Source organism: Mesorhizobium sp. RCC_202 (genome assembly GCF_041355295.1).
Lineage (GTDB): Bacteria > Pseudomonadota > Alphaproteobacteria > Rhizobiales > Rhizobiaceae > Mesorhizobium.
The window spans coordinates 77,153-99,747 of record NZ_JBFUPO010000012.1 but is presented as its reverse complement, the minus strand read 5'-3'; the positions used below and the strand labels follow the sequence as shown (position 1 = coordinate 99,747).

The following is a 22,595-nucleotide window of genomic DNA, read 5'->3' as shown; positions in this document are numbered from 1 at the left end:
AGTGAAGGCCGCGAAGGCCGCGCCGATGGACCGTCTGTGGGCCGAGAACGACGATTCACGCCTGACGGGCGACCCATCGCTGGTGGTCGACGTCGCTGGCTTCGAAGGGCCGCTCGACCTTCTCTTGCATCTTGCCCGCAACCAGAAAGTCGATCTGGCGCGTATCTCCATCCTGGCGCTCGCCGAGCAGTATCTGGTCTTCGTCGAGACGGCGAGGGCGCTGCGGCTGGAGCTTGCGGCCGACTATCTGGTGATGGCGGCCTGGCTTGCCTTCCTGAAATCCAAGCTCTTGATCCCGAAACAACCGGGTGAAGAGGGAGAAAGCGGTGAGGAACTGGCGGCGGTGCTGCAGTTCCGGCTGAAGCGGCTGGAAGCCATGCGCGATGCATCGGCAAGGCTGGTCAACCGCAACCGGCTCGGCCGCGATGTGTTCGCGCGCGGCATGCCGGAGATGGTCATCGTCGAGAAGCGCAACAGCTTTTCGGCCTCGCTCTACGATCTTTTGACGGCCTATGCGCAGCAACGCCAGAAGCAGGCGATCAACAATGTAACGATCGCCCGGCGCGCCGTCTGGTCGCTGAAGGACGCGCGCGACGTGCTGGCGCGGCTGGTCGGAACGTTGAGCGACTGGACGGCGCTCGACAGCTTCCTCATCGAATATCTGGCGGCGCCGGAAGAAAAGCGCACGGCGATGGCCAGTTCGTTTGCCGCGACGCTCGAAATGGTGCGCGAGGGCAGACTGGAAATGCGGCAGGACCAGGTGTTCGCGCCGCTTTATTTGCGTGGCCGAGCGCTAGGGGCACGAGCAGTCGAGGTGGCATCATGAGCGAACGCGCCAACGCTTCGGTCATTCCGTTCAAGGTCGAGGACGAGCCGGAAGAGGCCGAGCAGGGTTCCGTCCAGAACCCGGCCGAGCGGCTGCAGCTGTCGGAAGCCGTGCGCATGGCCGAGGCGATCATCTTCGCCAGCGCCGAGCCGGTGACCGAAAAGCAGCTGACCGCGCGTCTGCCCGACGGCGTCAACATTGCCGCGGCAATGGCCGATCTGCAGGAAATCTACGCCAAGCGCGGCGTCAATCTGGTCCATGTCGGCGACGCCTGGGCGTTCCGTACCGCCGGCGACCTGGCTTTCCTGATGAGCCGCGACTCCGTCCAGCAGCGAAAACTTTCCCGCGCGGCGCTCGAAGTGCTGGCGATCATCGCCTACCACCAACCGGTGACGCGCGCCGAGATCGAGGACATTAGAGGCGTCGAGACCTCGAAAGGCACGCTTGATACGCTGCTCGAAACCGAGTGGGTGCGCATGCGCGGCCGCCGCCGCACGCCCGGACGCCCCGTCACCTATGGCACGACGGACGCTTTCCTCGACCATTTCGCGCTGGAGGAAATCCGCGATCTGCCCGGCATGGAAGAGCTGAAGGGCGCAGGGCTTCTCTCGACGCGCATGCCGTCGAATTTCTCGATGCCGGTGCCGCCGGCCGATCCGGACGCGCTGACCGAGGACGAGGACGCGCTGACCGATATCGACCTCGAGGAACTCGGATTGCTCACGCCGCGCGTCACGGAAGATTGACGCGCTAATTCGGTACGGATGGTCTATTAGCAAGCCCTGCGCGGATTCGTAGCAAGCCGCTCACGCCGAAAGTGCGTGACATCGGCCTGCCATTTTATCAACTTCTTTGCGGTTGTGTTTGAATCCCCGAGCGAAAACGCATAGATCATCGCCGAGGGAAAACATTCGAGAGAGATTGTTATGGGTTCATTTTCGATTTGGCACTGGATGATCGTGCTGGTCATCGTGCTTCTGGTGTTCGGACGCGGCAAGATCCCCGAACTGATGGGCGACATGGCCAAGGGCATCAAGAGCTTCAAGAAGGGCATGGCCGACGACGACACCGCTGACGACAAGCGCACCGTCGAGCACCGTGCCGACGAGACCGTTTCGTCGGTCAAGGAAAAGGCCAGCAAGAGCTGAGCTCGGTTGTTGCTTTGAGCATGCCGTTGTCCCAAAGCCGCGTCACACTTTTGGGCGGCATGCTCTGGTTGGAATAGATTGCCATGTTCGAAGTCGGTTGGAGCGAGCTGCTGGTGATCGCGGTCGTCATGATCGTGGTCGTCGGGCCGAAGGATTTGCCCAACATGCTGCGCACATTCGGCCGCACGGCGGCGAAACTGCGGGCCATGGCAAGCGACTTCCAGAAACAGTTCAATGACGCCTTGAAGGAAGCCGAACTCGACGACGTCAAGAGCTCGATCGACAGCCTTCGCGGCCTCAATCCGCTGAACGAGGTCCGCAAGCAGCTCAATCCGTTCGAGCAGGCCGCGGCCGATGTGCGGTCCGGCGTCGATACGATGATGAAGCCCAAGCCCGCCGCCGACCCGTCGACGCCGCCGGCATCGACGCCGCAACCCGCCGAGCCGCTGAAGAATGGCGCGACCGATATGCCGGGCTCCGGCGGAGCGGAGACCGCGCCAGCTGCGCCGGCCTTCCCGGCCATGACCGACGCCTCCGTGACCGCGCCGGCGGCAACCGCCGTGCCGGCCAAGCCGGCGAAGAAGGCGGCGACCTCCAAGGCAAAGCCTGCCGTTGTGAAAGCCGCGTCCGCATCCAAGGCGCCGGCCAAGCCTTCGCCGGCTCCGGCCAAGGTGGCGTCGACCGCCAAGAAGGCAGCGCCCAAGTCGGCAGCACCCAAGGCCGCGGCGAAACCGGCTGAGGCCAGGAAGCCCGCCGCGACCAAGCCGGCCACCAAGAAGCCGGCGGGAGCCGCCAAGTGAGTGCATCGGACGTCGACAAGGAAGAGATCGAGAAATCCTCGGCGCCGCTGATCGAGCATCTCATCGAACTGCGCCGCCGCCTGATCTGGTCGCTGGGCGGTTTCTTCGTCGCTTTCCTGGTCTGCTTTTTCTTCGCCAAGCGCCTGTTCAACCTACTTGTGGTGCCCTTCAAATGGGCGACGCAGTGGGCCGGGCTCGATCCGCACAAGGTCGAGCTGATCTATACCGCGCCGCAGGAGTTCTTCTTCACCCAGGTGAAGCTCGCCATGTTCGGCGGCATGGTCATCGCGTTTCCGCTGATCGCCACGCAGATCTACAAATTCATCGCGCCGGGCCTCTACAAGAACGAGCGCAACGCCTTCCTGCCGTTCCTGATCGCGTCGCCCATCCTGTTCCTGATGGGCGCCTCCTTGGTCTATTTCTTCTTCACCCCGATGGTGATGTGGTTCTTCCTGGCCATGCAGCAGGCCGGCACCAACGACCAGGTGCAGATATCGCTGCTGCCGAAGGTGTCGGAATATCTCAGCCTGATCATGACGCTGATCTTCTCCTTCGGCCTGGTCTTCCAACTGCCCGTGGTGACCAGCCTTTTGACGCGCGTCGGCATGCTGTCGTCCAAGGCGCTGGCCGAAAAGCGCAAATGGGCGATCGTGCTCTCCTTCGTCGTCGCCGCGGTGCTGACGCCGCCCGACCCGATGAGCCAGTGCGGCCTCGCCATCCCGACCATCATTCTCTATGAGGTGGCGATCTGGTCGGCACGCATGATCGAGCGCAGCCAGGAACGCGAACGCCAGGCGCGCGAGGCACGCGAGAGTGGAAGCAGCGCGGCTGAAAAGCCTACGGATACGCCGACGTAAGGCCAGCAATCGCCTGAAAAACACGGCCGGCGCGTCCGGCTGTCTTGCATCGACAAAAGATGCGGTTTACGCCCTCGAACCAAACCTGAGGACGGACAACCATGCTCGACATCAAATGGATTCGCGAAAACCCAAGGGCCCTTGTCGAGGCGCTGGTGAAGCGTTCCTGGTCGGCAGACGAAGCGCAGTCCACGGTCGACGACCTTGTTGCGAAAGATGAGGCGCGGCGAGAGCATCTGACCGAGTTGCAGGTCAAGCAGGAGCGCCGCAATGCCGCCTCCAAGGAGATCGGCAACGCCATGCGTTCGGGCGACGCGGCACTTGCCGAGAAGCTCAAGGGTGAAGTCGGCGAGATCAAGTCGTTCATCCAGAACGGTGAGGCGCGCGAGCGTGAACTCGACAAGGCATTGAACGACGCGTTGGCCGTATTGCCCAATGTGCCGCTGGACGACGTGCCGGTCGGCAAGGACGAGCACGACAATGTCGTCAGACGCCTCGTCGGCGATGTGCCGACGCGCCCGAACTGGGTGAAGGAGCATTTCGAGATCGGCGAAGCGCTCGGCATGATGGATTTCGAGCGGGCGGCAAAGCTCTCCGGCGCGCGCTTTACGGTGCTGAAGAGCCAGCTGGCGCGCATGGAACGCGCGCTCGGGCAGTTCATGCTCGACCTGCACACGACCGAGCATGGCTATGAAGAGGTCATCCCGCCGCTGATGGTGCGCGACGAGGTGCTGTTCGGCACCAACCAGTTGCCGAAATTCGAGGAGGACCTGTTCTTCACGCCGCATGGCGACGGGCGTCTCGGCCTGATCCCGACGGCGGAAGTGCCGCTCACCAACCTTGTGCGCGAAGAGATCATCGCGCATGAAAAACTGCCACTGCGCTACACGGCGCTGACGCCGTGCTTCCGGTCGGAAGCGGGCTCGGCCGGACGCGACACGCGCGGCATGCTCCGCCAGCACCAGTTCTACAAGGTCGAGCTGGTCTCGATCACCGACCAGGAGAACTCGCTGGCCGAGCACGAGCGGATGACCGAGTGCGCCGAGGAAGTGTTGAAGCGGCTCGGCCTGCCGTTCCGCACCATGACGCTGTGCACCGGCGACATGGGTTTTGGCGCGCGCAAGACCTACGACATCGAGGTCTGGCTGCCGGGGCAGAACGCCTATCGCGAGATCTCGTCCTGCTCGGTCTGCGGCGACTTCCAGGCACGGCGCATGGATGCCCGCTACAAGGACAAGGACGGCAAGGGCAACCGCTTCGTCCACACGCTGAACGGTTCGGGCACCGCGGTCGGCCGCGCGCTGATTGCTGTCGTCGAAAACTACCAGAATGAGGACGGCAGCGTAACCATTCCTGAAGTGCTGCGGCCTTACATGGGTGGTCTGGCCAAGATCGGACCGAAGTGATCCATGCGCATTCTTTTGACCAACGATGACGGCATCCATGCCGAGGGCCTGGCGTCGCTCGAACGCATTGCCCGCACGCTGTCTGATGACGTCTGGGTGGTGGCGCCGGAGCAGGATCAGTCCGGCTATGCGCATTCGCTGTCGATCTCGGAGCCGCTGAGGCTGCGCAAGATCGGCGAGAAGCACTATGCCGTGCGCGGCACGCCGACCGATTGCGTCATCATGGGCACCAAGAAGATTCTGCCGGGGCCGCCGGACCTCATCCTGTCGGGCGTCAATTCCGGCGCCAACATCGCCGATGACGTCACCTATTCTGGCACCGTCGCGGGCGCCATGGAAGGCGCGTTGCTCGGCGTGCGCTCGATCGCCGTCAGCCAGGCCTATTCCTATGTCGGCGAGGATCGGGTCGTGCCTTACGAGACGACCGAGGCGCTGGCGCCGGCACTGTTGAAGAAGCTGGTGGAAACGCCGCTGCCGGACGGCGTGCTGCTCAACGTCAATTTCCCCAATTGCGCGCCCGACGAGGTCGAGGGCACGGTCGTCACCGCGCAAGGCAAGCTGGTGCATAGCCTGTGGGTCGACGAGCGCCGCGACGGGCGCGGCCTGCCTTACTACTGGCTGCGCTTCGGCCGCGAGCCGGTCGAAGGCAAGAAAGGCACCGACCTTTACGCGCTGCGCAACCGGCTGGTGTCGGTGACGCCGCTGCAGCTCGACCTTACCGCCCATGAACTCCGCGACCAGTTAAGCAAGGCGTTGTCATGAACATGACTGTCGACGACCGTGAAGGGTTTGCCGCTTTCCTGCTCCGTCTCCGGGGCCGTGGCACGGCGCCGAAGGCGTTGATCGCCGCCTTCGAGGCAACGCCGCGGCGCGGCTTCCTGTCGGCGCAGTTCCACGCGATCGCCTGGTCGGACGGCATGCTGCCGATCGAGTGCGGCGAGGCGATCGAAGGCGCCGACCTGCAGGCAGCGGTGATTGCGGCACTTCACATCGAGCCGGGCAACCGCGTGCTCGAGGTCGGCACCGGCTCGGGTTACACGGCCGCCGTGATGTCGCGGCTTGCGGCGCGCGTGATCACCGTCGATCGCTACAAGACCCTGGTGGAACAGGCAAAGCAGCGTTTCGAAGCGCTCAGCATCGGCAACGTGATTGCGCGCCAGGCCGACGGTTCCAACGGTCTGGCCAATGAAGGGCCATTCGACCGCATCGTCGTCTGGGCGGCGTTCGACAGCCTGCCACGCTTTTTGCTCGATCAATTGTCGAGCGGCGGCATCGTCATCGCGCCGATCGGCCCCGAAGAGGGCGAGCAGGTGCTGGCCAAGCTCACCAAAGTCGGCAGCCGCTTCGAGCGCGAGGATATCGGCATGGTCAGGCTGCAGCCGATCCTGCCCAGCGTCGCCGCGGTGATCTGACGGCGCTCCAAGAAAAGCACGTACCCGTCCCGCTATCTGAACGGGATAGGGAAGCCATGTTACCTTGGGGCAACAGTCCGGATTATTTGATTAGAAAGCCTAAGGTGAACGCGGTGAGCCCCTGTCGCCGGTGTTGCTGACGGGACCCCAAACCGGCGCGAGAGCTGGATTTTGCCCGCGCCAGAATTTCTCCCAATGTTTTAAGAAAATTTTCGTCGGATTCTAATGGGTTAACCGGCCAGTAACATTAACACGCTTTAATCACGGTCAGTTTGTACCGGGTCTGTGCGGGTTAGTGCGATGCAATTCAATTCCTTGAAGGCAAACAGACGCAATCTGGCGCGTGGCTGCGCTGTCTTGATGATAGCCGGCGCGGCCGCCGGTTGCAGCTCGCAAGCGATGCGCTTCAACGGTGTCGACGATGTCTTCACATCGTCCACCAACAATCAGCGCGCCATCATCAACAAGCAGAGTGCCGACCAGCCCTATCCGGGCGATGCGGTGGCAGCTGCGCCGGTCGACGGCACCCATACCCAGTCGGTCAGCCGCTCCAGCCTGGAGCCGGTCACGGCCCAGCAACTGCCGCCGCCCTCGCAGCCGGCGTCCGTCAGGCCGATGCGCACCGCCTCGGCTCCGGCGCTCGCACCAGCTCCGGCGCTCGCTCCCGCACCGCATGTCGACCGGACGATGACGACCGGCACGGTTGCGCCTGCGGCGAAGCCATTCAAGACGGCTGAGCCCGATGCAACGCGCAACGCAAGTGCCGCGCCGCACGCCACCGAGATCGTGGTCCGTGACGGCGAGACGCTTTCGGGCCTGTCGCAGCATTATCATGTGCCGGCCGATGCCATCGCCAAGGTCAACGGGATCGATCCGAAGAAGGGCATCCGTAGCGGCCAGAAGATCGTCATCCCGGCCTACGCCTATTCGAGCAAGGCGGAGCCGAAAGTCGCCGACGCCAAGCCGGTCAACACGCCGAAGCAGCCTGCCGGTGCGCCGGAGAAGGTCGCCGTGCTGCCGCAGCAGCCGAAGCTGAAGGACGGCAAGTCGGCTGCTCAGCTCGATGCGTCGGCCGCGGCGAGCGGCTCGAAGAACCCGAAGCCCGCGCCGCAGATGGCAGCGGCGAAGCCTGCCGGCGCCGGCGGCACCTACACGGTGCAGCAGGGCGACACGCTGTCGTCGATCGCCAAGAAGACCGGAGTCGGCACCACGGCGCTGAAGCAGGCCAATGGCATGAAGGACGGTCTGCTCAAGATCGGCCAGACGCTCAAGGTTCCGGCTGGCGGCACGGTGCAGGCGGCAGCCGCCAAGCCCGCGGCAGTCGACCCGGTGACGACGGCAACGACGCCGCCGCCAGCCAAGACCACCGAGACGCTTGCCTCCTACACGCCGCCGAAGAAGGACGCCAAGGTCATCCAGCAGGCCGAGGACGACGATGCGGTGGCGCCCGATGGCACCGGCATCGGCAAGATGCGCTGGCCGGTGCGCGGTCGCGTCATCTCCGGTTTCGGTTCCGGCAAGGACGGCGTCGACATCGCCGTGCCGACGGGCACGCCGATCAAGGCGGCCGAGAATGGCGTCGTGATCTATGCCGGCGACGGCCTGAAGGAATTCGGCAACACGGTGCTGGTGCGCCATGAGAACGGCCTGGTCACGGTCTACGGCCACGCCAGCTCGATCGAGGTGCAGCGCGGCCAGAAGGTCAAGCGCGGCCAGGAGATCGCGCTGTCGGGCATGAGCGGCACGACAGACTCGCCCAAGCTGCACTTCGAAGTGCGCAAGAATTCGGCCCCCGTCGATCCGAGCGGCTATCTCGAATAGAACAAAAAACGCGATTTGCGGTCCGCCTGACCTCCAGTCCGGCCCGCCGGCTCAGCCCGCTCCGAAAGGGGCGGGCTTTTTCAGTTTTGTCGAATGCCCGCACTACATGTCGAACCGATCGGTTGCTTGCCAGGGCAGGCCAGACGCGAAGCGTTCGCTGATCCATTGCAGGAAGGCCCGGGTCTTGTTTGGCACGCGCCGAGCGGAAGGATGCACGACATAGATGGCACCTTCATCGGGAACCGGGTAGTCCACAAGCACGCGGACGAGACGTCCGGAGGCGAGTTCGCGCCCGACAAGCCAGTCGGTTGCATAGAACAGTCCGTGCCCGGCAAGCGCTGCAAGAACCAAGGCTTCCGCATCGTCCGAAATGAGCGGCCCGGTCACGGGCACCGAGAGGTCTTCGCCACTGGGCATGGTGAACTCCCAGGTGGCGGGATTGGCCTTGCCGGAAAAGATCAGGCACTCATGTCCGGTGACATCCTTTGGCGCGGCCGGCCTGCCTCGCCGTGCCAGATATTGCGGCGACGCCACAAGCATGCGTTTTCGCGCCGCCAGCTTGCGGGATACCAGGCGCGAATCCGGCAGCACACCAAGGCGTATCGCCAAGTCGAACCCTTCGCCGATCAGGTCCACGAAACGGTTCGAAAAGGCGACATCGAGCGTTATGGTGGGATGAGTTTCAAGAAACTCGACCAATAGCGGCATGAGCCATATGCGGCCGAAGCTGCCCGGCAGGGCCAGGCGAAGTCGACCGCGCGGCTCGCCGTGCGAAAACTGTTCCGTTTCTTGACCTGCCGCAATGATTTCCTGAAGCAGGGGCCGGATCCGCTGAAGATAGACCTCACCGGCCTCGGTAAGGACAACCCTGCGTGTGGACCGCTCGAGGAGTCGGGCGCCAAGGCCCTCCTCGAGCGTCTGGACACGCCGGGAAACCACAGTGGAATCGCGTTTCAGCCGTCGGCCGGCCGCGTTGAACGAGCCTTCCTCGGCAACGGCGACGAATGCCGTCAAATTTTCGATATCCGGTAGACGGAACGATTGCTGCATAATTTGCAGTTATAACCTGTAAGACTGCACCATTCCATGAGATTGTCGCAGCAAGCATAGTCCGGAGCATTGAAGCTCAACAAGAGGACTACGGCATGCACGCAATCTCACTCACCGGACCGTCGCTCGATCAGTTGACGCGTGTAGAGCTTCCCGATCCACCGCCGCCGGGCCATGGCGAGGTACTTGTCCGGATGCGCGCCGCGAGCCTGAACTTCATCGATCTCGCCGTTGCATTGGGGCAATATCCTGGCATCAGCTATCCGGTCGTTCCCGTTGCCGATGGGGTGGGTGAGGTGATTGCGGTTGGGGACGGAGTTTCCGGTCTTGGGATTGGAGACCGTGTCGCCCTCCACCCGAAAACCATATGGTTTGCAGGACCCGGTACAACGGAAAAAGCCGGCGTGACGCGGGGCGTGTCACGCCCTGGCTCGCTAATTGAAATCGCAACGTCCGATGCGGGCTCCGTTATCAAATTGGCTGACCATTTGTCCTGGGAAGCTGCCGCGACGATACCAATCGCGGCGACGACCGCCTGGAACGGTCTCGTTTGCGCAGACGCGGGTCCCGGCTCGACCGTTGTGCTTTTGGGGACGGGCGGCGTTTCGCTCTTTGCGCTGCAACTCGCCAAGGCAAGAGGCGCCCGCGTTATCGTGACATCTTCCTCCGAGGCGAAGCTTGCACGGGCGCGGGAACTCGGGGCGGACGAAACGATCAACTATGCTGCATCGCCCGATTGGGACACGCAGGTTCTGGCCCTGACGCACGGTGTCGGTGCCGACCTGGTGATAGACACCGTCGGAATAGCCACATTCACGCGTTCGCTCGCCGCTGCCCGCTATGGCGGCATTGTCTTCACGATCGGCTTTGTTACCGGCACCAACCTGCAACTGGATCTGATGACCGTCATCGTCAAAGCCCTCCGGATCCAAGGCAACAACACGGGCTCGGCGGAAGATCTTGGCAAAGCGATGCGGGCCATCGAAGCAGCGCGCATCGAGCCGGTGATAGCCCGAACATATGGCATCGGCGAGATCGCCGATGCCTACCGTGAGCAATCCCGTGGCCCCTTCGGAAAACTCGCCATTCGGCTGGACTGGTAGCACCGATACGCTTCTCCAAGGCCTAGAGATGATCCCGGAGCGTGTCGGCGATCATCTCCTCGAGGCTGCTCGCCTTCACGCCCAGAAGCGTCTCGGTGTCGGAGGAATCGACCAGCATGGGGCTCTCGAAGAGATAGCTCATCTCGATGAGCTCATGCATGCCCAATGCTTGCATCTCGGCGACGGAATAGGAACGTGTCCCCGGCACCTCTCGTCGCAGCATCGCCGCGGTTCTCTGGATGAGCTCCCGGGGCGAGGCGTGCTGCGAGGGAACGTGAAACGCTCGTCTCCATTCGCCCGTGTAGCGGGCGGCCGCTACCAGTGTGCTGGCGACGTCCTTGGTGAAGCTCCAGGCATGCGTCGCGTCGAGGTCTCCGATGAAGGCGGTGGGCTTGCCCTCGATGATGGAGGGCAGCGCGACCAGCGAGAAGTAGCTGATCGCGCTATGCCCGAGATAATCGCTGGAGCGTATTTCGATCGCCGGCACATCGGCACGAACCGCTCGCTGCCACATGATCGTCCTGGCGGTTCCCTTCTTCGACGTCGGATCCAGGGACAGGTCGGAGCGCAGCGGGCTATCGGCATTTTCGCCATAACCATAGAGATTTCCGAGCACGATGAGCTTCGCGCCGACCGCTTCGGCCGCGCGCACGGTGCCGTCGATGATGGGGAAAAAGTCGGTTGGCCAGCGATGATAGGTGGCCATGGCGCACATGAAGATGGCGTCGGCATTTCGGCTGATACGCGATAGTTCCGAAGCATCGGTGGCGTCGGCCTGTATGGCCCGCACGTTCGGCGGTGCGCTCGAACCGACGCTTCGGCTGGTGAGAACGACATCATGACCTTCTTCGCCAAGAAGGCGGGCGGTCTGGCGTCCAACCGGGCCAGCGCCGACGACAACATAGAAACTCATGGCAACCTCTCTTCCTTGATGGAGAGGCGTGAGTACAGGTTCGCGGCATTGAAAATCGCGCGGGAATTGCCAAATCTTGAGCAGGTTTTGCCAATGAATCGAGGGGCCATGCGTCCGCAATTCGCTTCAGCCCCATCCGGCGTAACAATGGTTTCCCGGCATATCGAAGCGGGCGTCCATCGTCTGTCGCGGGCGCCATACCATCGCATCATGGTGCACAAAAGCGCGGCGACGCGCTCCTACTGCAATCAGGTCGGGCGATATTTCGTCAGGCTCGCCGGCGATATCGACCTGGTGCCGGCTGGCGAGGAGGGCGGTTTCGAGGCTGAAACCCCCTTCGACACGATCGAGATCGTCTTGCAGCCAGCCTTGATGGAAAGGGTGGCGGCGGAACTTGGCGGCAAGGCGCTGGTAGCGCGGCTCGACACACGCCATTTGCTTCGTGACCAGCGCATCGAACATCTCGCTCGAGCCCTGCAGAGCGACCTGGATACGGGCGCGCCGAGCGGCCCTCTGTTTGCCGACAGCATTGGCGCAGCGCTCGCGGTCAGGCTGCTTGGCCTCGATGAGCCGGACATCGATCGGACAAGTCGGGACGGAACGGGCCGGCTGTCGGATACCCAGCTCAAACGCGTCCTGGAGTATATTGAAGCCGCGCTCCATGAGCCGCTTTCGATCCAACGGCTAAGCCGGGTTGCCGGCGCCAGCAGCTCGCATTTGCGGACATGGTTCAAGGTGGCGATGGGCGTCACCCTGCATCGCTACGTGCTGCGACGTCGCGTCGAACGCGCGCGCGTTCTGCTGCAGCAAGGCGATCTCAGCACGAGTGAGGTGGCGGAATTGACGGGCTTCGCGCATCAGTCGCATCTGGCGCATTGGATGCGCCGCGAGATCGGCCAGACACCGCGTGACTTGCGACGGGCGCAACTGCCCAGATGATATCCTGCAATTAGCGTCAGCGCCGCTTCAATCCTTGAGCGGCTTGCCGAGCCGGCCGGCCAGGTCCTGGGTGAACTGCCAGGCGACGCGGCCGGAGCGGCTGCCGCGCGTCGTCGCCCATTCCAGCGCCTCGGCGCGCAGCTGCTCGGGGTCGATGTCGAGGCCATGATGACTGGCATAGCCGTTGATCATCTCGAGATATTCGTCCTGCGAACATTTGTGGAAGCCGAGCCATAGGCCGAAGCGGTCCGATAGCGAAACCTTTTCCTCGACCGCCTCCGACGGGTTGATGGCGGTCGAGCGCTCATTGTCGATCATGTCGCGCGGCAACAGGTGCCGCCGGTTGGACGTCGCGTAGAAGATGACGTTGCCCGGCCGGCCTTCGACGCCGCCTTCGAGCGCTGCCTTGAGCGACTTGTAGGACGTATCGTCATGGTCGAAGGACAGGTCGTCGCAAAACAGGATGAAGCGATACGGCGCCGCCTTCAACAGGCCCATCAGCTTGGGCAGCGTGTCGATGTCCTCGCGGTGGATTTCGATCAGCTTGAGCGGCAGCGCGGACTTGGCCCTGGCATTGATCTCGGCATGCACGGCCTTGACCAGCGACGACTTGCCCATGCCGCGCGCGCCCCACAACAGCACGTTGTTGGCGGCAAAGCCGGCGGCGAAGCGCTCGGTGTTGTCGACAAGGATGTCGCGGACGCGGTCGACACCGCGGATCAGGCCGATGTCGACGCGGTTGACCTTGCGCACCGGCTCCAGATAACCGGGATCGGCCTGCCAGACGAAGCAGTCGGCTTCCGAAATGTCGGTCTCCGGTACCGGCGGCGGGGCGAGGCGGGACACCGCTTCGATCAGGCGGTCGAGTTTCTTGTTCAGGGCATCGAGGCTGGTGTCGGTCATATCAGGTCTTTGTTTTGGCATTTCGCAATGCGGGAAACAGCTCCTTGGCCGCGCTGCAAGAACCAGCCCCAAGCTTTTGTTGGAGCATGATCTTTTCGCTGGGACCGATGCCGCCTCCGGCTGCGACGCTCTAGCACGCGGCAAACCGCTGGAAAAGCAATGGATTGGGCCGGTCGTGCAGTTGCATTGGCAAGTTTAGCGACTATATTCCGGCCAATTTCGCGGGGCCGCGTTTGGCGGTTTTTCCCCATTCAGGAGTTTCTTGATGTTCGTCACACCGGCATACGCTCAAGGCATCGGCGCCTCGCCAGACATGTTCATCAGCATTTTGCCGTTTGTCCTGATTTTCGTGATCATGTATTTTCTGATCATCCGGCCGCAGCGTGCGCAGCTGAAGAAGCGCCAGGAAATGCTGTCGGCGGTGCGGCGCGGCGACACGGTGGTGACCGGCGGCGGTTTCATCGGCAAGGTGACCAAGGTGATCGACGACAACGAGCTGGAAGTCGACCTTGGCGGCACCAAGGTGACAGCACTGCGCTCGACGATTACGGAAGTGCGGGTCAAGGGTGAGCCGGTGGCGAACCAGAACGCCAAGAAGTAAGCGAAATCCCGACGGCGATGGCCGCGGGCAGGGCTCCGGCATATGGTCTATTTTTTGCGCCTGAAGGTCGTGGTGATCGGGTTCGCACTGATCTCGATGATGTTCGGCGCGTTGGCTGCTTACGCATCTGTGCCGAGCGCGCATATCCTGCTTCACCTGGACACGGATGAGTTGAAAAGCCGCCAGGCCGAAGCAGCGCGCGACCAGATCAGGATATTGCTTCGTGACGCTAAGCCCAGGATCGCCTACAGCGGTCTTTCCGCATCGGGCTCCGCCACCCAGGTGCATATTGACGATCCCGCGCAGGTCGAGGCCGCCAAGGCCGCGCTCAAAACCTTGCTTGATCCTATCTCCGGCAAGGAGGGGGCAGTCCAGGAATTTGCGTTGGACGATAGCGAGCCTGGCCTGCTGAAGTTTGCGATAACGGACGCCGGCGCAAAGTACCGCATCTCGGGCGCGCTCACGCAGTCGATCGAAGTCATCAAAAGTCGGCTGCACGAACTCGGCATTTCCGACGCCGCGATTGAGCCGACCGAGGACGGCATATTGGTCAAGGCGCCGGGCGTCGCGGATTTGCACGGCCTGGCGCGAATCCTCGCCCGGCCAGGCCGGCTGAGTTTTCAGCTCGTAGACACGTCGATGCCGGTGGACGACGCAATCAACAGCCACCCGCCCGCGGGATCGTCCGTGCTTTATACGCCGGACGATCCGCCGGTTCCCTATCTGGTTGAAAACCGGGTGATCGTTTCCGGTGACCACGTGCTGGACGCCAACGCGACGAATGAAGCACTGGCCGGCCAGCCTGTCGTCGCATTCCGGCTCGATTCCAGGGGTACGGAACGTTTCAAGTGGGCAACCACGCAGAATATCGGCAAGCCGTTTGCGGTGATTTTGGACGGCAAAGTGATTTCGGCGCCTGTCATCCGGGAACCGATCGAGCATGGCACTGTGCAGATATCGGGCAATTTCACCGCCGAAAGCGCCAAGGAACTGGCCCTGTTATTCCGCACCGGCGCGCTGCCGGCGCGATTGACAATCCTTGAGGAAGCGCGATAGGGCCGGCCGTGGCTGAAATGACGACGATAGACGACAACCGAGCCGATGGCGGAACGCTGCCGCTTGTACGCCTGAACGGATAAGAACGAATGCTCTATTTCTCGCGCCTGAAGATGATCCTGATCTGGCTCGCGGTGGCCGTCACAGTGGTCCTTGCCGCGCCCAATCTCTTCCCGGCAAGCGTGCTGGCTGAACTGCCGAGCTGGGTGCCGAAGCGGCAAATGACGCTCGGCCTCGACCTTCAGGGCGGCTCGCACATCCTGCTGCAGATGGATCAGAACGATCTGATCAAGGATCAGCTGGAGACGACGCGCGACGAGATCAGGTCGCTGCTGCGCGATGCCAAGATCCAATATACCGGCCTTGGTGGAACAGGCCGGACGGTGCAAGTGCGCATCAACGATCCGAGCCAGGTCGAAGCCGCCAAGACGGCGCTGAAACCGATAACCAATCCGGTTACAGCCGGGCTCTTTAGCGGCGGTTCGGTCCAATCGATGACGCTGGACGATTCCGAGGCTGGGCTGTTGAAGTTCACCGTCACGGATGCCGGCATCAAGTACCGTACATCGACAGCGCTGTCGCAGGCGATCGAAGTGGTGGAGCGGCGCGTCAACGCGCTCGGCACGACCGAGCCGATCGTGCAGCGGCAGGGTGACGACCGCATTCTGGTCCAGGTGCCAGGACTTCAGAATCCTCAGAAACTCAAAGACATGCTCGGCCAGACCGCCAAGCTGACCTTCCAGATGGTCGATACGTCGGTGCCGGTCCAGGATGCAATGAAGAACCGCCCGCCGCCTGGAGATTCGATCCTGTACTCGCAGGATGATCCTCCGGTTCCTTATCTGGTCGAGAACCGCGTGATCGTGTCTGGCGAAGACCTGTCGAATGCGACGCCGACCTATAACTCGCAGACAAACGAGCCGGTGGTTTCCTTCACCTTCAATTCCAGGGGCGCGACGCGGTTCGGGCAGGCGACCCAGCAGAATGTCGGCAAGCCGTTCGCCATCGTGCTCGACAACCAAGTGATTTCAGCCCCGGTTATCCGCGAGCCGATCCTTGGCGGCAGCGGTCAGATCTCCGGCAATTTCACCGCCGACAGCGCCAACGACCTTTCCGTGCTGTTGCGGGCGGGCGCCCTGCCGGCAAAGCTGACCATCATCGAAGAGCGCACGGTGGGTCCAGGCCTCGGGCAGGACTCCATCCATGCCGGCAAGATCGCCGGCATAATCGGCTCGATCCTCGTCGTCGCCTTCATGTTCGTCGCCTACGGTTTCCTCGGCTTCCTTGCCAATATCGCGCTGGCCGTGCACGTGGCGATGATCGTGGGGCTGCTGTCGCTGCTCGGCGCCACGCTCACCCTGCCGGGCATCGCCGGTATCGTGCTCACCATCGGCATGGCGGTGGACTCCAACGTTCTGATCTACGAGCGCATCCGCGAGGAGCGACGAAACGGCCGCTCGGTGATCCAGGCGATCGACACCGGCTTCTCCAAGGCGCTGGCGACCATCGTCGACTCCAACGTCACCTCGCTGATTGCCACCGTGGTGCTGTTCTGGCTCGGCACCGGCCCGGTCAAGGGTTTTGCCATCACCTACGCCATCGGCATCCTGACCACGGTCTTCACCGCCTTCACCTTCACCCGCATGCTGGTCTCGATCTGGCTGCGCCGCGCCCGTCCCAAGGAATTGCCGCGCGCGCCGGTAACCTTCATCCCGCCGGGCACCAAGATTCCGTTCATGGGCATCCGCCGCTGGACCTTCGCGCTCTCCAGCCTGTTGTCGGTCCTGTCGGTCGTCGGCTTCCTGACCATCGACATCAATTACGGCATCGATTTCAAGGGCGGCTCGATGATCGAGGTGCAGTCCAAGCAGGGCGACGCCAATCTCGGCGACATCCGCAACCGACTGTCCGAACTCAACATCGGCGAGATCCAGGTACAGCAGTTCGGCGCGCCGAACGACGTCTTGATCCGCGTCGGCACGCAGGACGCCGGCGAGAATGCCGAGCAGACCGTCATCGACAAGGTGCGGGGCGAACTGCAGGACCAGTATGACTTCCGCCGCGTCGAAGTGGTGGGACCGACGGTCTCCGGCGAGCTCGCCAAGCAAGGCACGATCGCCATGCTGATCGCGCTGGTCGGCATCATGCTCTATGTCTGGTTCCGCTTCGAATGGCAGTTCGCGGTCGGCGCCATCATCGCCACGGTGCACGATGTGGTGATGACGATCGGCTTCTTCGTCGTGACGGGACTGGAGTTCAACCAGTCTTCGCTGGCGGCGATCCTGACCATCATCGGCTATTCGTTGAACGATACGATCGTCGTTTATGACCGCGTCCGTGAGGATCTGCGAAAATACAAGCGAATGCCGCTGCCGCAGCTCCTGAACAACGCCATCAACGAGACGCTGTCGAGAACGACGCTGACCTCGGTGACGACGATCCTGGCGCTGTTGGCGCTGGTGCTGTTCGGCGGCGAGGTGATCCGCTCCTTCACGATGGCGATGCTGTTCGGCGTGATCTTCGGCACCTATTCGTCGATCTTCATCGCCGCGCCGCTGCTGATCCTGTTCCGTCTGCGGCCGCAAGCCGCCACGACGGAAGAGGAAAAGCCGGCGACCGGCAAGGCCGTGGCGACTTGACATCACCTGGCTGATGGCCAAAGGCATCATCATCCGCGAGGCGCATTTCCCGGGCAGGGCGCCGATCGAAGCCTATGGCAATGGCGGCTTCCGTTTCGCCGACATGTCGCATCGCGGATCGTTGCTTTGTCTGCCGTCCGGCATCCATGGCTGGGAGCCGGCCGATCCGCTGGCGCTGAAAGTCTCCGATTTCGACCGGCTGTTCGGCGAGGCCGACAAGGTGGAAATCCTGCTGGTTGGCATGGGCAAGGAACTGCGGCCGCTGCCGGCCGCCTTGCGCACCGCCTTTAAAGAGGCCGGCATCTCGGCCGATCCGATGTCGACGGGGGCCGCGGTGCGGACCTACAACGTGCTTCTGGCTGAAGATCGCGCCGTGGCCGCGGCGCTGATCGCCGTCGATTGAATGGCCGGCGCCCTGACCATCGTCATGGATGCGGTGCGCGCCGCCGACCATGACCGGTATCTGTCGGCGCTCTACGCGCCGGCCGATAAGCGCGATGCGCTGGTTTCCCTCTACGCGTTCAATGCAGAGGTCGCCGGCGTGCGCGACCGCATCCATGAGCCGCTGCCGGGCGAGGTCAGGCTGCAATGGTGGCGCGACGTCATCGCCGCCGAAGGGGACGCGGACACCGGCAATCCGATCGCCGATGCGCTGAGGGCGACGATTGCCGGCAATGGCTTACCGAAGGCCGCTTTCGACAACATGCTCGAGGCGCGCATTTTCGATCTTTATGACGATCCGATACCGTCGCGTACCGATCTCGAAGGCTATTGCGGCGAGACGGCCGCCGCACTCATCCAGCTCGCGGCTATGGTGCTCGACCCGGTTTCGGCGCCGCGCTTTGCCGATCTGGCGGGCAGGGCAGGTTGCGCGCAGGCCATCACCGGCCTCTTGCTTCTGCTCCCGCTGCACCGCCGGCGCGGCCAGTGTTTTGTACCCGCCGATATTCTGGCGGCGGCTGGCACCTCGCCGGAAGCATTTGTCAAAGGCGAGGATGAGGCAGCGGCAAAGCGCGCCGTGGCGGCGATGATCGCCCTGGCGCGCGAGCATCTCAACGCCTTCGAGCAGGCCGCGCCGACGCTTCCCGTTCCGCTGCGACCGGCCTTCCTGCCGCTGGCGCTGACGCGCGCCTATCTCGACAAGATGGAGAAGGCTGGCCTGTCGCCGCTCGGCGCGATTGTGAAGCTGTCAACCATCGGCAGGCACTGGGTGCTCTTGCGTCATGCGATGCGTGGTTGGACGGCCCTTTGACGTAAACGTCAACCGTGCTAGGGATTCCACCGTCTGGACTCGCCACGAAGAAATGCGAGCCGGCGGAGGAGATGCCTTTCATGAGCCTGCCTGTGCTCGTCGTTCTTGTCGTGGTCGGCATTGCGCTGTCGGTTGCGGCGGTGCACTTCACCGGCGGCACGACGACCGCGACGCTTGCCGATGCCGACCAGGCGCTGGCGCGTTTTGCCGAGGATTTCCCCGACGAGAAACCAGGCGCCGTATGGCTGACGGCGGACGGGCATAGCGCATTTCTCGAGCTCGCCCCGCTACGCTGCGCCATCGTGCAGAGCATCGGCGATTGTTTCCTGACGCGGATCGTGGCGCCACACGATATTCGTGCGCTGGCAAGCGAAGCGAACGTTGTGTCCTTCAAGCTCGACGACTTCACCTGGAAAGGCGGCCGCTTCGCCTTTGCCGACGAGGCCGGCGCGCGCGCCGTGGCGGCGGCGCTGCGGAACCACGATCAGATGCGAAAGGCGGCGTGATGGACCAGTATAATTTCCCTCAGGTCACCCAGCTTGCCATTCCCTTCTTCGTCGTGGCGATCCTGATCGAGCTCTGGCTGGTGCGCAGCGGACGCGCCAAGGGATCGTTCGAGACACGCGATACGCTGGCCAGCCTGATGATGGGCACAGGCAATGTGGTGGCCGGGATCCTGCTCGGCGTGGTGTCCTATTGGGCGCTGCTGTGGCTGTGGCAGTTCCGCTTCTTCAATCTCGGCCTGTCGGTGTGGGTGTTCGTCGTCGCCTTCCTGCTCGATGATCTGCGTTACTACGTCTATCATCGCATCGCGCATCGGGTGCGCTGGGTGTGGGCCGAGCACGTCAACCACCATTCCAGCCAGCACTACAACCTCTCGACGGCGCTGCGGCAAAGCTGGACCGGGCTGTTCACCTTCACCTTCATCCTGCAGGCGCCGCTGGTGCTGCTCGGCTTCCACCCGGCGGTGATCGCCTTCGTCTTCGGCTTCAACCTGGTCTGGCAGTTCTGGATCCACACCGAGACGATCGGCAAGATGTGGGGCTGGTTCGAGTTCATCTTCAACACACCCTCGCATCACCGCGTCCACCACGCCACCAATCCGCGCTATCTCGACGCCAATTATGCCGGCACCCTGATCATCTGGGATCGCATGTTCGGCACTGTCGTCGCGGAGCTGGAAGAGGACAGGCCGCGCTACGGCATCGTGAAGAATCTCGGCACCTTCAACCCGCTGAAAGTGGCGTTCCACGAATGGATCGGCATGTTCAGGGATGCGTTTGCGCCGGGGCTGACGCTGCGCCAGCGTCTCAACTATCTCATCCAGCCGCCCGGCTGGAGCCATGACGGCTCGCGCGACACCTCGGAGACGCTGAAGGCGGCTTATGTCAGGCGAAATCCGTCGGAGGCGGGGAAGCCGGGGTTGCCGGGGGCGAGCGCGGAGCCGGCGGAGTAGTTAGCCGTTAGGCCGGTTCGCTCGAATCATCAGTCGAAGAACCACCTGCGGCTCTTGTCCGCTGGGCGACGAGCTCTCGCAACCGGGCGTCAACTTCTTCCAATGGGACGCTTGGCCTCGGGTCCTCGATCGACGCTTTCACACGCGCGCGGATCGATGCCATGCGCTCGGCATGCTCATCTTCCTCGCGCTGGAACGCACGGAGCGCCGCACGGATAACTTCGCTCGCCGAGCCGAAAGATCCGTCCTCGACCTTTTCGCGGATCATGCGCGCCATTGCGGGGGTAACGGTGACGGACAGTTTCTCGGCAGATTCCATGACCGTGCTCCTAAAGGGAATAGGATAGTATCCCACTCCTGCCAAGGATAAAACACCTAAGGATTTAGCTGATGCGCTGACCGGAGCCGAGATAGCGCCCTGATTCATCGCCCAATTCATCTGTAAAGCTGGCTTCCAGTTCGACCAGCGCATCGACGATTGCAGGCGCCGCCGAAGCTGGTTTTTCCTGTTGGAACCGCGCCATGACGTAGACGCCATGAGGATGTGACGGATCAAGACGAGCTTGGATGCGCCAGACCGGCGCCAAGCGATAGAGTGTCTTCATGAAATCGAGGAAGAACCAATCGTCGTAGGGCCCTCCCAGGCGCTGCAAAGCTATGATCCTCTTCAAGTTCGGATCGCTGTCTTCCTCTTTCTCTATTGTCCAGCCCTTGCCTCCGTGCGGCTGACCGATCAGCGCCTCGAGGGCCGGTATGTGGACCTTATGCAGTTTCTGCAAGTTGTTGCATCTGATGTAGATGCTCCAAATGACCTCGTAGTTGCCAGTGAAGGGTTCACCGGTTGTCTGATAACCCGGCGGAAGAAGCTGCGGCATATCGGGGCGCTTGGCCACGACTACTCCGCTGCCTCAGCCCGCGCCGGCAGTCCCAGCCACTCCCGGCAATCCGCATGCGCGCGCGACGTGATGGCGTGTCGTTTTGCGACCGTCTTGTCCTTGCCACGCAGGCGCTTGCCTTCGGTCTTCGGCGCTTCCATCGGCGGGAACAGGCCGAAATTGACGTTCATCGGCTGGAAGGAGCGCTTGCCGGGCTCGTCGTCGGAGACGATGTGGCCGCCGGTGATGTGATTGAGCAGCGCGCCGAAGGCGGTGGTGAGCGGCGGCAGCGATGGCGCCTGTCCAAGCCGTTCGGCGGCGGCGAAGCGGCCGGCGAGCAGGCCGATCGCCGCGCTTTCGACGTAGCCCTCGCAACCGGTGATCTGGCCGGCAAAGCGCAGGCCTGGCCGCGACTTCAGCTGCAGCGATTGATCGAGCAACGTCGGCGAATTGATGTAGGTGTTGCGGTGCAGCCCACCGAGGCGGGCGAAATCGGCGTTTTCGAGGCCCGGTATGGTGCGGAAGATGCGCACCTGCTCGGCGTGCTTCAGCTTGGTCTGGAAGCCGACCATGTTGTAGAGCGTGCCGAGCGCATTGTCCTGGCGCAGTTGCACCACGGCATAGGCCTTGACTGTCGGGTTGTGAGCGTTGGTCAGCCCCATCGGCTTCATCGGGCCGTAGCGCAACGTCTCGACGCCGCGCTCGGCCATCACCTCGATCGGCAGGCAGCCGTCGAAATAGGGCGTGCCTTCCCATTGTTTGAACTCGGTCTTCTGGCCGTCGATCAGCGCCCGGACGAAGGCGAGATACTGCTCCTTGTCCATCGGGCAGTTGATGTAATCCTTGCCCGTGCCGCCGGGGCCGACCTTGTCGTAGCGCGACTGGAACCAGCAAGTATCCATGTCGATCGTGTCGAAATGGATGATCGGCGCGATCGCATCGAAGAAGGCGAGCGCATCGGCACCAGTCGCCTCGGCAATCGACTGGGCAAGCGAGGGCGCGGTCAGCGGGCCGGTGGCGATGATCGCCTGGTCCCACTCCGCGGGCGGCAGTCCAGGCACTTCCTCGCGCTGGATTGCGATCAGCGGGTGCGCTTCGATCTTCGCGGTCACCGCATCGGAGAAACCGTCGCGGTCGACGGCCAAAGCGCCGCCGGCCGGAACCTGGTTGGCGTCGCCGGCGCTCATGATCAGCGAGCCGGCCAGCCGCATTTCGGCATGCAGCAGGCCGACGGCGTTGTTTTCGGCATCGTCGGAGCGGAAGGAGTTCGAGCAGACGAGCTCGGCCAGCCCATCCGTCTTGTGCGCGTCGGTGCCGCGCACCGGGCGCATTTCATGTAGCACGACCGGAACGCCGGCTTGCGCGATCTGCCATGCTGCCTCGGAGCCGGCGAGGCCGCCGCCAATGACGTGTACAGGGTTTTTGTTCATGAGCGCCGGAATAATCGCTTGGCGTGCTGTTTGCAATTGGCCGGCTGCGAGCCTGGGCCGTTACCGTCCTCGAATCCACTCGGCTGGGCCGTCTGTTTACACAGCGGT

24 protein-coding genes are annotated in these 22,595 nt (G+C 63.0%); 18 read left to right on the top strand and 6 right to left on the bottom strand.

All coding sequences use genetic code 11. The annotated features are described in order from the left end of the window. Positions 1-25: 25 nt before the first annotated feature. The 9 genes from AB6802_RS25025 (at position 26) to AB6802_RS24985 (ending at position 8,270) form a co-directional block, all read left to right on the top strand. Positions 26-826: a ScpA family protein gene (locus AB6802_RS25025; RefSeq protein ID WP_371012935.1), complete on the top strand. Its 801-nt coding sequence runs from the start codon at positions 26-28 to the stop codon at positions 824-826. Continuing rightward, positions 823-1,572 (top strand): SMC-Scp complex subunit ScpB, encoded by a 750-nt coding sequence (gene scpB / locus AB6802_RS25020; RefSeq protein ID WP_371012866.1) that lies wholly within the window; start codon positions 823-825, stop codon positions 1,570-1,572. Before AB6802_RS25025 ends, scpB begins: the two co-directional genes overlap by 4 nt. 180 nt (positions 1,573-1,752) lie before the next feature. Next, a complete protein-coding gene (locus AB6802_RS25015; protein ID WP_140815787.1) occupies positions 1,753-1,974 on the top strand; it encodes a twin-arginine translocase TatA/TatE family subunit in 222 nt (73 codons plus the stop codon). An 83-nt stretch (positions 1,975-2,057) separates the two neighbouring features. Then, positions 2,058-2,774: a Sec-independent protein translocase protein TatB gene (gene tatB / locus AB6802_RS25010; protein WP_371012865.1), complete on the top strand. Its 717-nt coding sequence runs from the start codon at positions 2,058-2,060 to the stop codon at positions 2,772-2,774. Further along, positions 2,771-3,631 (top strand): twin-arginine translocase subunit TatC, encoded by an 861-nt coding sequence (gene tatC / locus AB6802_RS25005; protein WP_371012864.1) that lies wholly within the window; start codon positions 2,771-2,773, stop codon positions 3,629-3,631. Before tatB ends, tatC begins: the two co-directional genes overlap by 4 nt. Before the next feature lie 101 nt (positions 3,632-3,732). Continuing rightward, positions 3,733-5,037, top strand: coding sequence for a serine--tRNA ligase (gene serS, locus AB6802_RS25000; RefSeq protein WP_371012863.1), 1,305 nt, complete (start codon positions 3,733-3,735; stop codon positions 5,035-5,037). A 3-nt stretch (positions 5,038-5,040) separates the two neighbouring features. Beyond that, the gene (surE, locus tag AB6802_RS24995) at positions 5,041-5,799 is read left to right on the top strand and encodes a 5'/3'-nucleotidase SurE (protein WP_371012862.1); all 759 of its coding nucleotides are present in this window, start codon (positions 5,041-5,043) and stop codon (positions 5,797-5,799) included. Beyond that, positions 5,796-6,449 (top strand): protein-L-isoaspartate(D-aspartate) O-methyltransferase, encoded by a 654-nt coding sequence (locus tag AB6802_RS24990; RefSeq protein ID WP_371012861.1) that lies wholly within the window; start codon positions 5,796-5,798, stop codon positions 6,447-6,449. Before surE ends, AB6802_RS24990 begins: the two co-directional genes overlap by 4 nt. A gap of 300 nt (positions 6,450-6,749) precedes the next feature. After that, on the top strand, positions 6,750-8,270 hold the full coding sequence (locus AB6802_RS24985; RefSeq protein ID WP_371012860.1) for a peptidoglycan DD-metalloendopeptidase family protein: 1,521 nt from the start codon (positions 6,750-6,752) through the stop codon (positions 8,268-8,270). Positions 8,271-8,372: 102 nt separating this feature from the next. On the opposite strand, the gene AB6802_RS24980 is transcribed toward AB6802_RS24985, so the two are convergent. After that, complete coding sequence (locus tag AB6802_RS24980; RefSeq protein ID WP_371012859.1) at positions 8,373-9,284, bottom strand: LysR substrate-binding domain-containing protein; 912 nt, start codon at positions 9,282-9,284, stop codon at positions 8,373-8,375. 131 nt (positions 9,285-9,415) lie between these two features. Between AB6802_RS24980 and AB6802_RS24975 the strand changes: the two genes are divergently transcribed. Beyond that, entirely contained in the window at positions 9,416-10,423 is a 1,008-nt protein-coding gene (locus tag AB6802_RS24975; protein WP_371012858.1) for an NAD(P)-dependent alcohol dehydrogenase, read from the top strand. A gap of 22 nt (positions 10,424-10,445) precedes the next feature. Here AB6802_RS24975 and AB6802_RS24970 read toward each other — a convergent pair whose 3' ends face one another. Further along, positions 10,446-11,336 (bottom strand): NAD-dependent epimerase/dehydratase family protein, encoded by an 891-nt coding sequence (locus AB6802_RS24970; protein ID WP_371012857.1) that lies wholly within the window; start codon positions 11,334-11,336, stop codon positions 10,446-10,448. A gap of 93 nt (positions 11,337-11,429) precedes the next feature. On the opposite strand from AB6802_RS24970, the gene AB6802_RS24965 reads away from it, so the two are divergent. Further along, entirely contained in the window at positions 11,430-12,275 is an 846-nt protein-coding gene (locus tag AB6802_RS24965; protein ID WP_371012934.1) for a helix-turn-helix domain-containing protein, read from the top strand. 27 nt (positions 12,276-12,302) lie between these two features. Here the strand turns inward: AB6802_RS24965 and AB6802_RS24960 are convergent, their stop codons facing one another. Continuing rightward, positions 12,303-13,178, bottom strand: a complete 876-nt coding sequence (locus AB6802_RS24960; protein ID WP_371012856.1) for an ATP-binding protein — start codon at positions 13,176-13,178, stop codon at positions 12,303-12,305. Between the two features lie 265 nt (positions 13,179-13,443). Here AB6802_RS24960 and yajC point away from each other — a divergent pair, with 265 nt between their 5' ends. The 7 genes from yajC (at position 13,444) to AB6802_RS24925 (ending at position 20,182) form a co-directional block, all read left to right on the top strand. Further along, a complete protein-coding gene (yajC, locus tag AB6802_RS24955; protein ID WP_371012855.1) occupies positions 13,444-13,779 on the top strand; it encodes a preprotein translocase subunit YajC in 336 nt (111 codons plus the stop codon). A 42-nt stretch (positions 13,780-13,821) separates the two neighbouring features. Beyond that, positions 13,822-14,835 (top strand): hypothetical protein, encoded by a 1,014-nt coding sequence (locus AB6802_RS24950; RefSeq protein ID WP_371012854.1) that lies wholly within the window; start codon positions 13,822-13,824, stop codon positions 14,833-14,835. Positions 14,836-14,924: 89 nt separating this feature from the next. Beyond that, positions 14,925-17,474: a protein translocase subunit SecDF gene (gene secDF / locus AB6802_RS24945; protein ID WP_371012853.1), complete on the top strand. Its 2,550-nt coding sequence runs from the start codon at positions 14,925-14,927 to the stop codon at positions 17,472-17,474. A gap of 13 nt (positions 17,475-17,487) precedes the next feature. Beyond that, complete coding sequence (locus AB6802_RS24940) at positions 17,488-17,877, top strand: Mth938-like domain-containing protein (RefSeq protein ID WP_371012852.1); 390 nt, start codon at positions 17,488-17,490, stop codon at positions 17,875-17,877. Next, positions 17,878-18,726, top strand: coding sequence for a phytoene/squalene synthase family protein (locus tag AB6802_RS24935; protein WP_371012851.1), 849 nt, complete (start codon positions 17,878-17,880; stop codon positions 18,724-18,726). An 80-nt stretch (positions 18,727-18,806) separates the two neighbouring features. Next, a complete protein-coding gene (locus tag AB6802_RS24930; protein ID WP_371012850.1) occupies positions 18,807-19,232 on the top strand; it encodes a hypothetical protein in 426 nt (141 codons plus the stop codon). Next, positions 19,232-20,182 (top strand): sterol desaturase family protein, encoded by a 951-nt coding sequence (locus tag AB6802_RS24925; protein ID WP_371012849.1) that lies wholly within the window; start codon positions 19,232-19,234, stop codon positions 20,180-20,182. The genes AB6802_RS24930 and AB6802_RS24925 overlap by 1 nt, the downstream gene beginning before the upstream one ends. Positions 20,183-20,189: 7 nt before the next feature. On the opposite strand, the gene AB6802_RS24920 is transcribed toward AB6802_RS24925, so the two are convergent. From AB6802_RS24920 to trmFO, 3 genes are all read right to left on the bottom strand, one after another. Continuing rightward, entirely contained in the window at positions 20,190-20,501 is a 312-nt protein-coding gene (locus AB6802_RS24920; RefSeq protein WP_371012848.1) for a type II toxin-antitoxin system ParD family antitoxin, read from the bottom strand. A gap of 64 nt (positions 20,502-20,565) precedes the next feature. Continuing rightward, the gene (locus AB6802_RS24915; protein ID WP_371012847.1) at positions 20,566-21,075 is read right to left on the bottom strand and encodes a hypothetical protein; all 510 of its coding nucleotides are present in this window, start codon (positions 21,073-21,075) and stop codon (positions 20,566-20,568) included. Positions 21,076-21,077: 2 nt separating this feature from the next. Then, positions 21,078-22,487 carry a methylenetetrahydrofolate--tRNA-(uracil(54)-C(5))-methyltransferase (FADH(2)-oxidizing) TrmFO gene (trmFO, locus tag AB6802_RS24910; protein WP_371012846.1) on the bottom strand — a complete coding sequence of 470 codons (1,410 nt, stop codon included), beginning with the start codon at positions 22,485-22,487 and terminating at the stop codon, positions 21,078-21,080. Between the last annotated feature and the right edge of the window lie 108 nt (positions 22,488-22,595).

What these genes read in the sequence shown, in the direction of transcription:
- secDF (WP_371012853.1), top strand. Translation starts at nt 14,925, where the DNA reads ATGCTCTATTTCTCGCGCCTGAAGATGATCCTGATCTGGCTCGCGGTG.
- AB6802_RS25025 (WP_371012935.1), top strand. Translation starts at nt 26, where the DNA reads ATGGACCGTCTGTGGGCCGAGAACGACGATTCACGCCTGACGGGCGAC.
- AB6802_RS24920 (WP_371012848.1), bottom strand. Translation starts at nt 20,501, where the DNA reads ATGGAATCTGCCGAGAAACTGTCCGTCACCGTTACCCCCGCAATGGCG.
- AB6802_RS24935 (WP_371012851.1), top strand. Translation starts at nt 17,878, where the DNA reads ATGGCCGGCGCCCTGACCATCGTCATGGATGCGGTGCGCGCCGCCGAC.
- yajC (WP_371012855.1), top strand. Translation starts at nt 13,444, where the DNA reads ATGTTCGTCACACCGGCATACGCTCAAGGCATCGGCGCCTCGCCAGAC.
- scpB (WP_371012866.1), top strand. Translation starts at nt 823, where the DNA reads ATGAGCGAACGCGCCAACGCTTCGGTCATTCCGTTCAAGGTCGAGGAC.
- AB6802_RS24990 (WP_371012861.1), top strand. Translation starts at nt 5,796, where the DNA reads ATGAACATGACTGTCGACGACCGTGAAGGGTTTGCCGCTTTCCTGCTC.
- AB6802_RS24965 (WP_371012934.1), top strand. Translation starts at nt 11,430, where the DNA reads ATGAATCGAGGGGCCATGCGTCCGCAATTCGCTTCAGCCCCATCCGGC.
- AB6802_RS24950 (WP_371012854.1), top strand. Translation starts at nt 13,822, where the DNA reads ATGGTCTATTTTTTGCGCCTGAAGGTCGTGGTGATCGGGTTCGCACTG.
- AB6802_RS24930 (WP_371012850.1), top strand. Translation starts at nt 18,807, where the DNA reads ATGAGCCTGCCTGTGCTCGTCGTTCTTGTCGTGGTCGGCATTGCGCTG.
- serS (WP_371012863.1), top strand. Translation starts at nt 3,733, where the DNA reads ATGCTCGACATCAAATGGATTCGCGAAAACCCAAGGGCCCTTGTCGAG.
- AB6802_RS24975 (WP_371012858.1), top strand. Translation starts at nt 9,416, where the DNA reads ATGCACGCAATCTCACTCACCGGACCGTCGCTCGATCAGTTGACGCGT.
- tatB (WP_371012865.1), top strand. Translation starts at nt 2,058, where the DNA reads ATGTTCGAAGTCGGTTGGAGCGAGCTGCTGGTGATCGCGGTCGTCATG.
- AB6802_RS24940 (WP_371012852.1), top strand. Translation starts at nt 17,488, where the DNA reads ATGGCCAAAGGCATCATCATCCGCGAGGCGCATTTCCCGGGCAGGGCG.
- AB6802_RS24970 (WP_371012857.1), bottom strand. Translation starts at nt 11,336, where the DNA reads ATGAGTTTCTATGTTGTCGTCGGCGCTGGCCCGGTTGGACGCCAGACC.
- AB6802_RS24960 (WP_371012856.1), bottom strand. Translation starts at nt 13,178, where the DNA reads ATGACCGACACCAGCCTCGATGCCCTGAACAAGAAACTCGACCGCCTG.
- AB6802_RS25015 (WP_140815787.1), top strand. Translation starts at nt 1,753, where the DNA reads ATGGGTTCATTTTCGATTTGGCACTGGATGATCGTGCTGGTCATCGTG.
- AB6802_RS24925 (WP_371012849.1), top strand. Translation starts at nt 19,232, where the DNA reads ATGGACCAGTATAATTTCCCTCAGGTCACCCAGCTTGCCATTCCCTTC.
- trmFO (WP_371012846.1), bottom strand. Translation starts at nt 22,487, where the DNA reads ATGAACAAAAACCCTGTACACGTCATTGGCGGCGGCCTCGCCGGCTCC.
- AB6802_RS24985 (WP_371012860.1), top strand. Translation starts at nt 6,750, where the DNA reads ATGCAATTCAATTCCTTGAAGGCAAACAGACGCAATCTGGCGCGTGGC.
- surE (WP_371012862.1), top strand. Translation starts at nt 5,041, where the DNA reads ATGCGCATTCTTTTGACCAACGATGACGGCATCCATGCCGAGGGCCTG.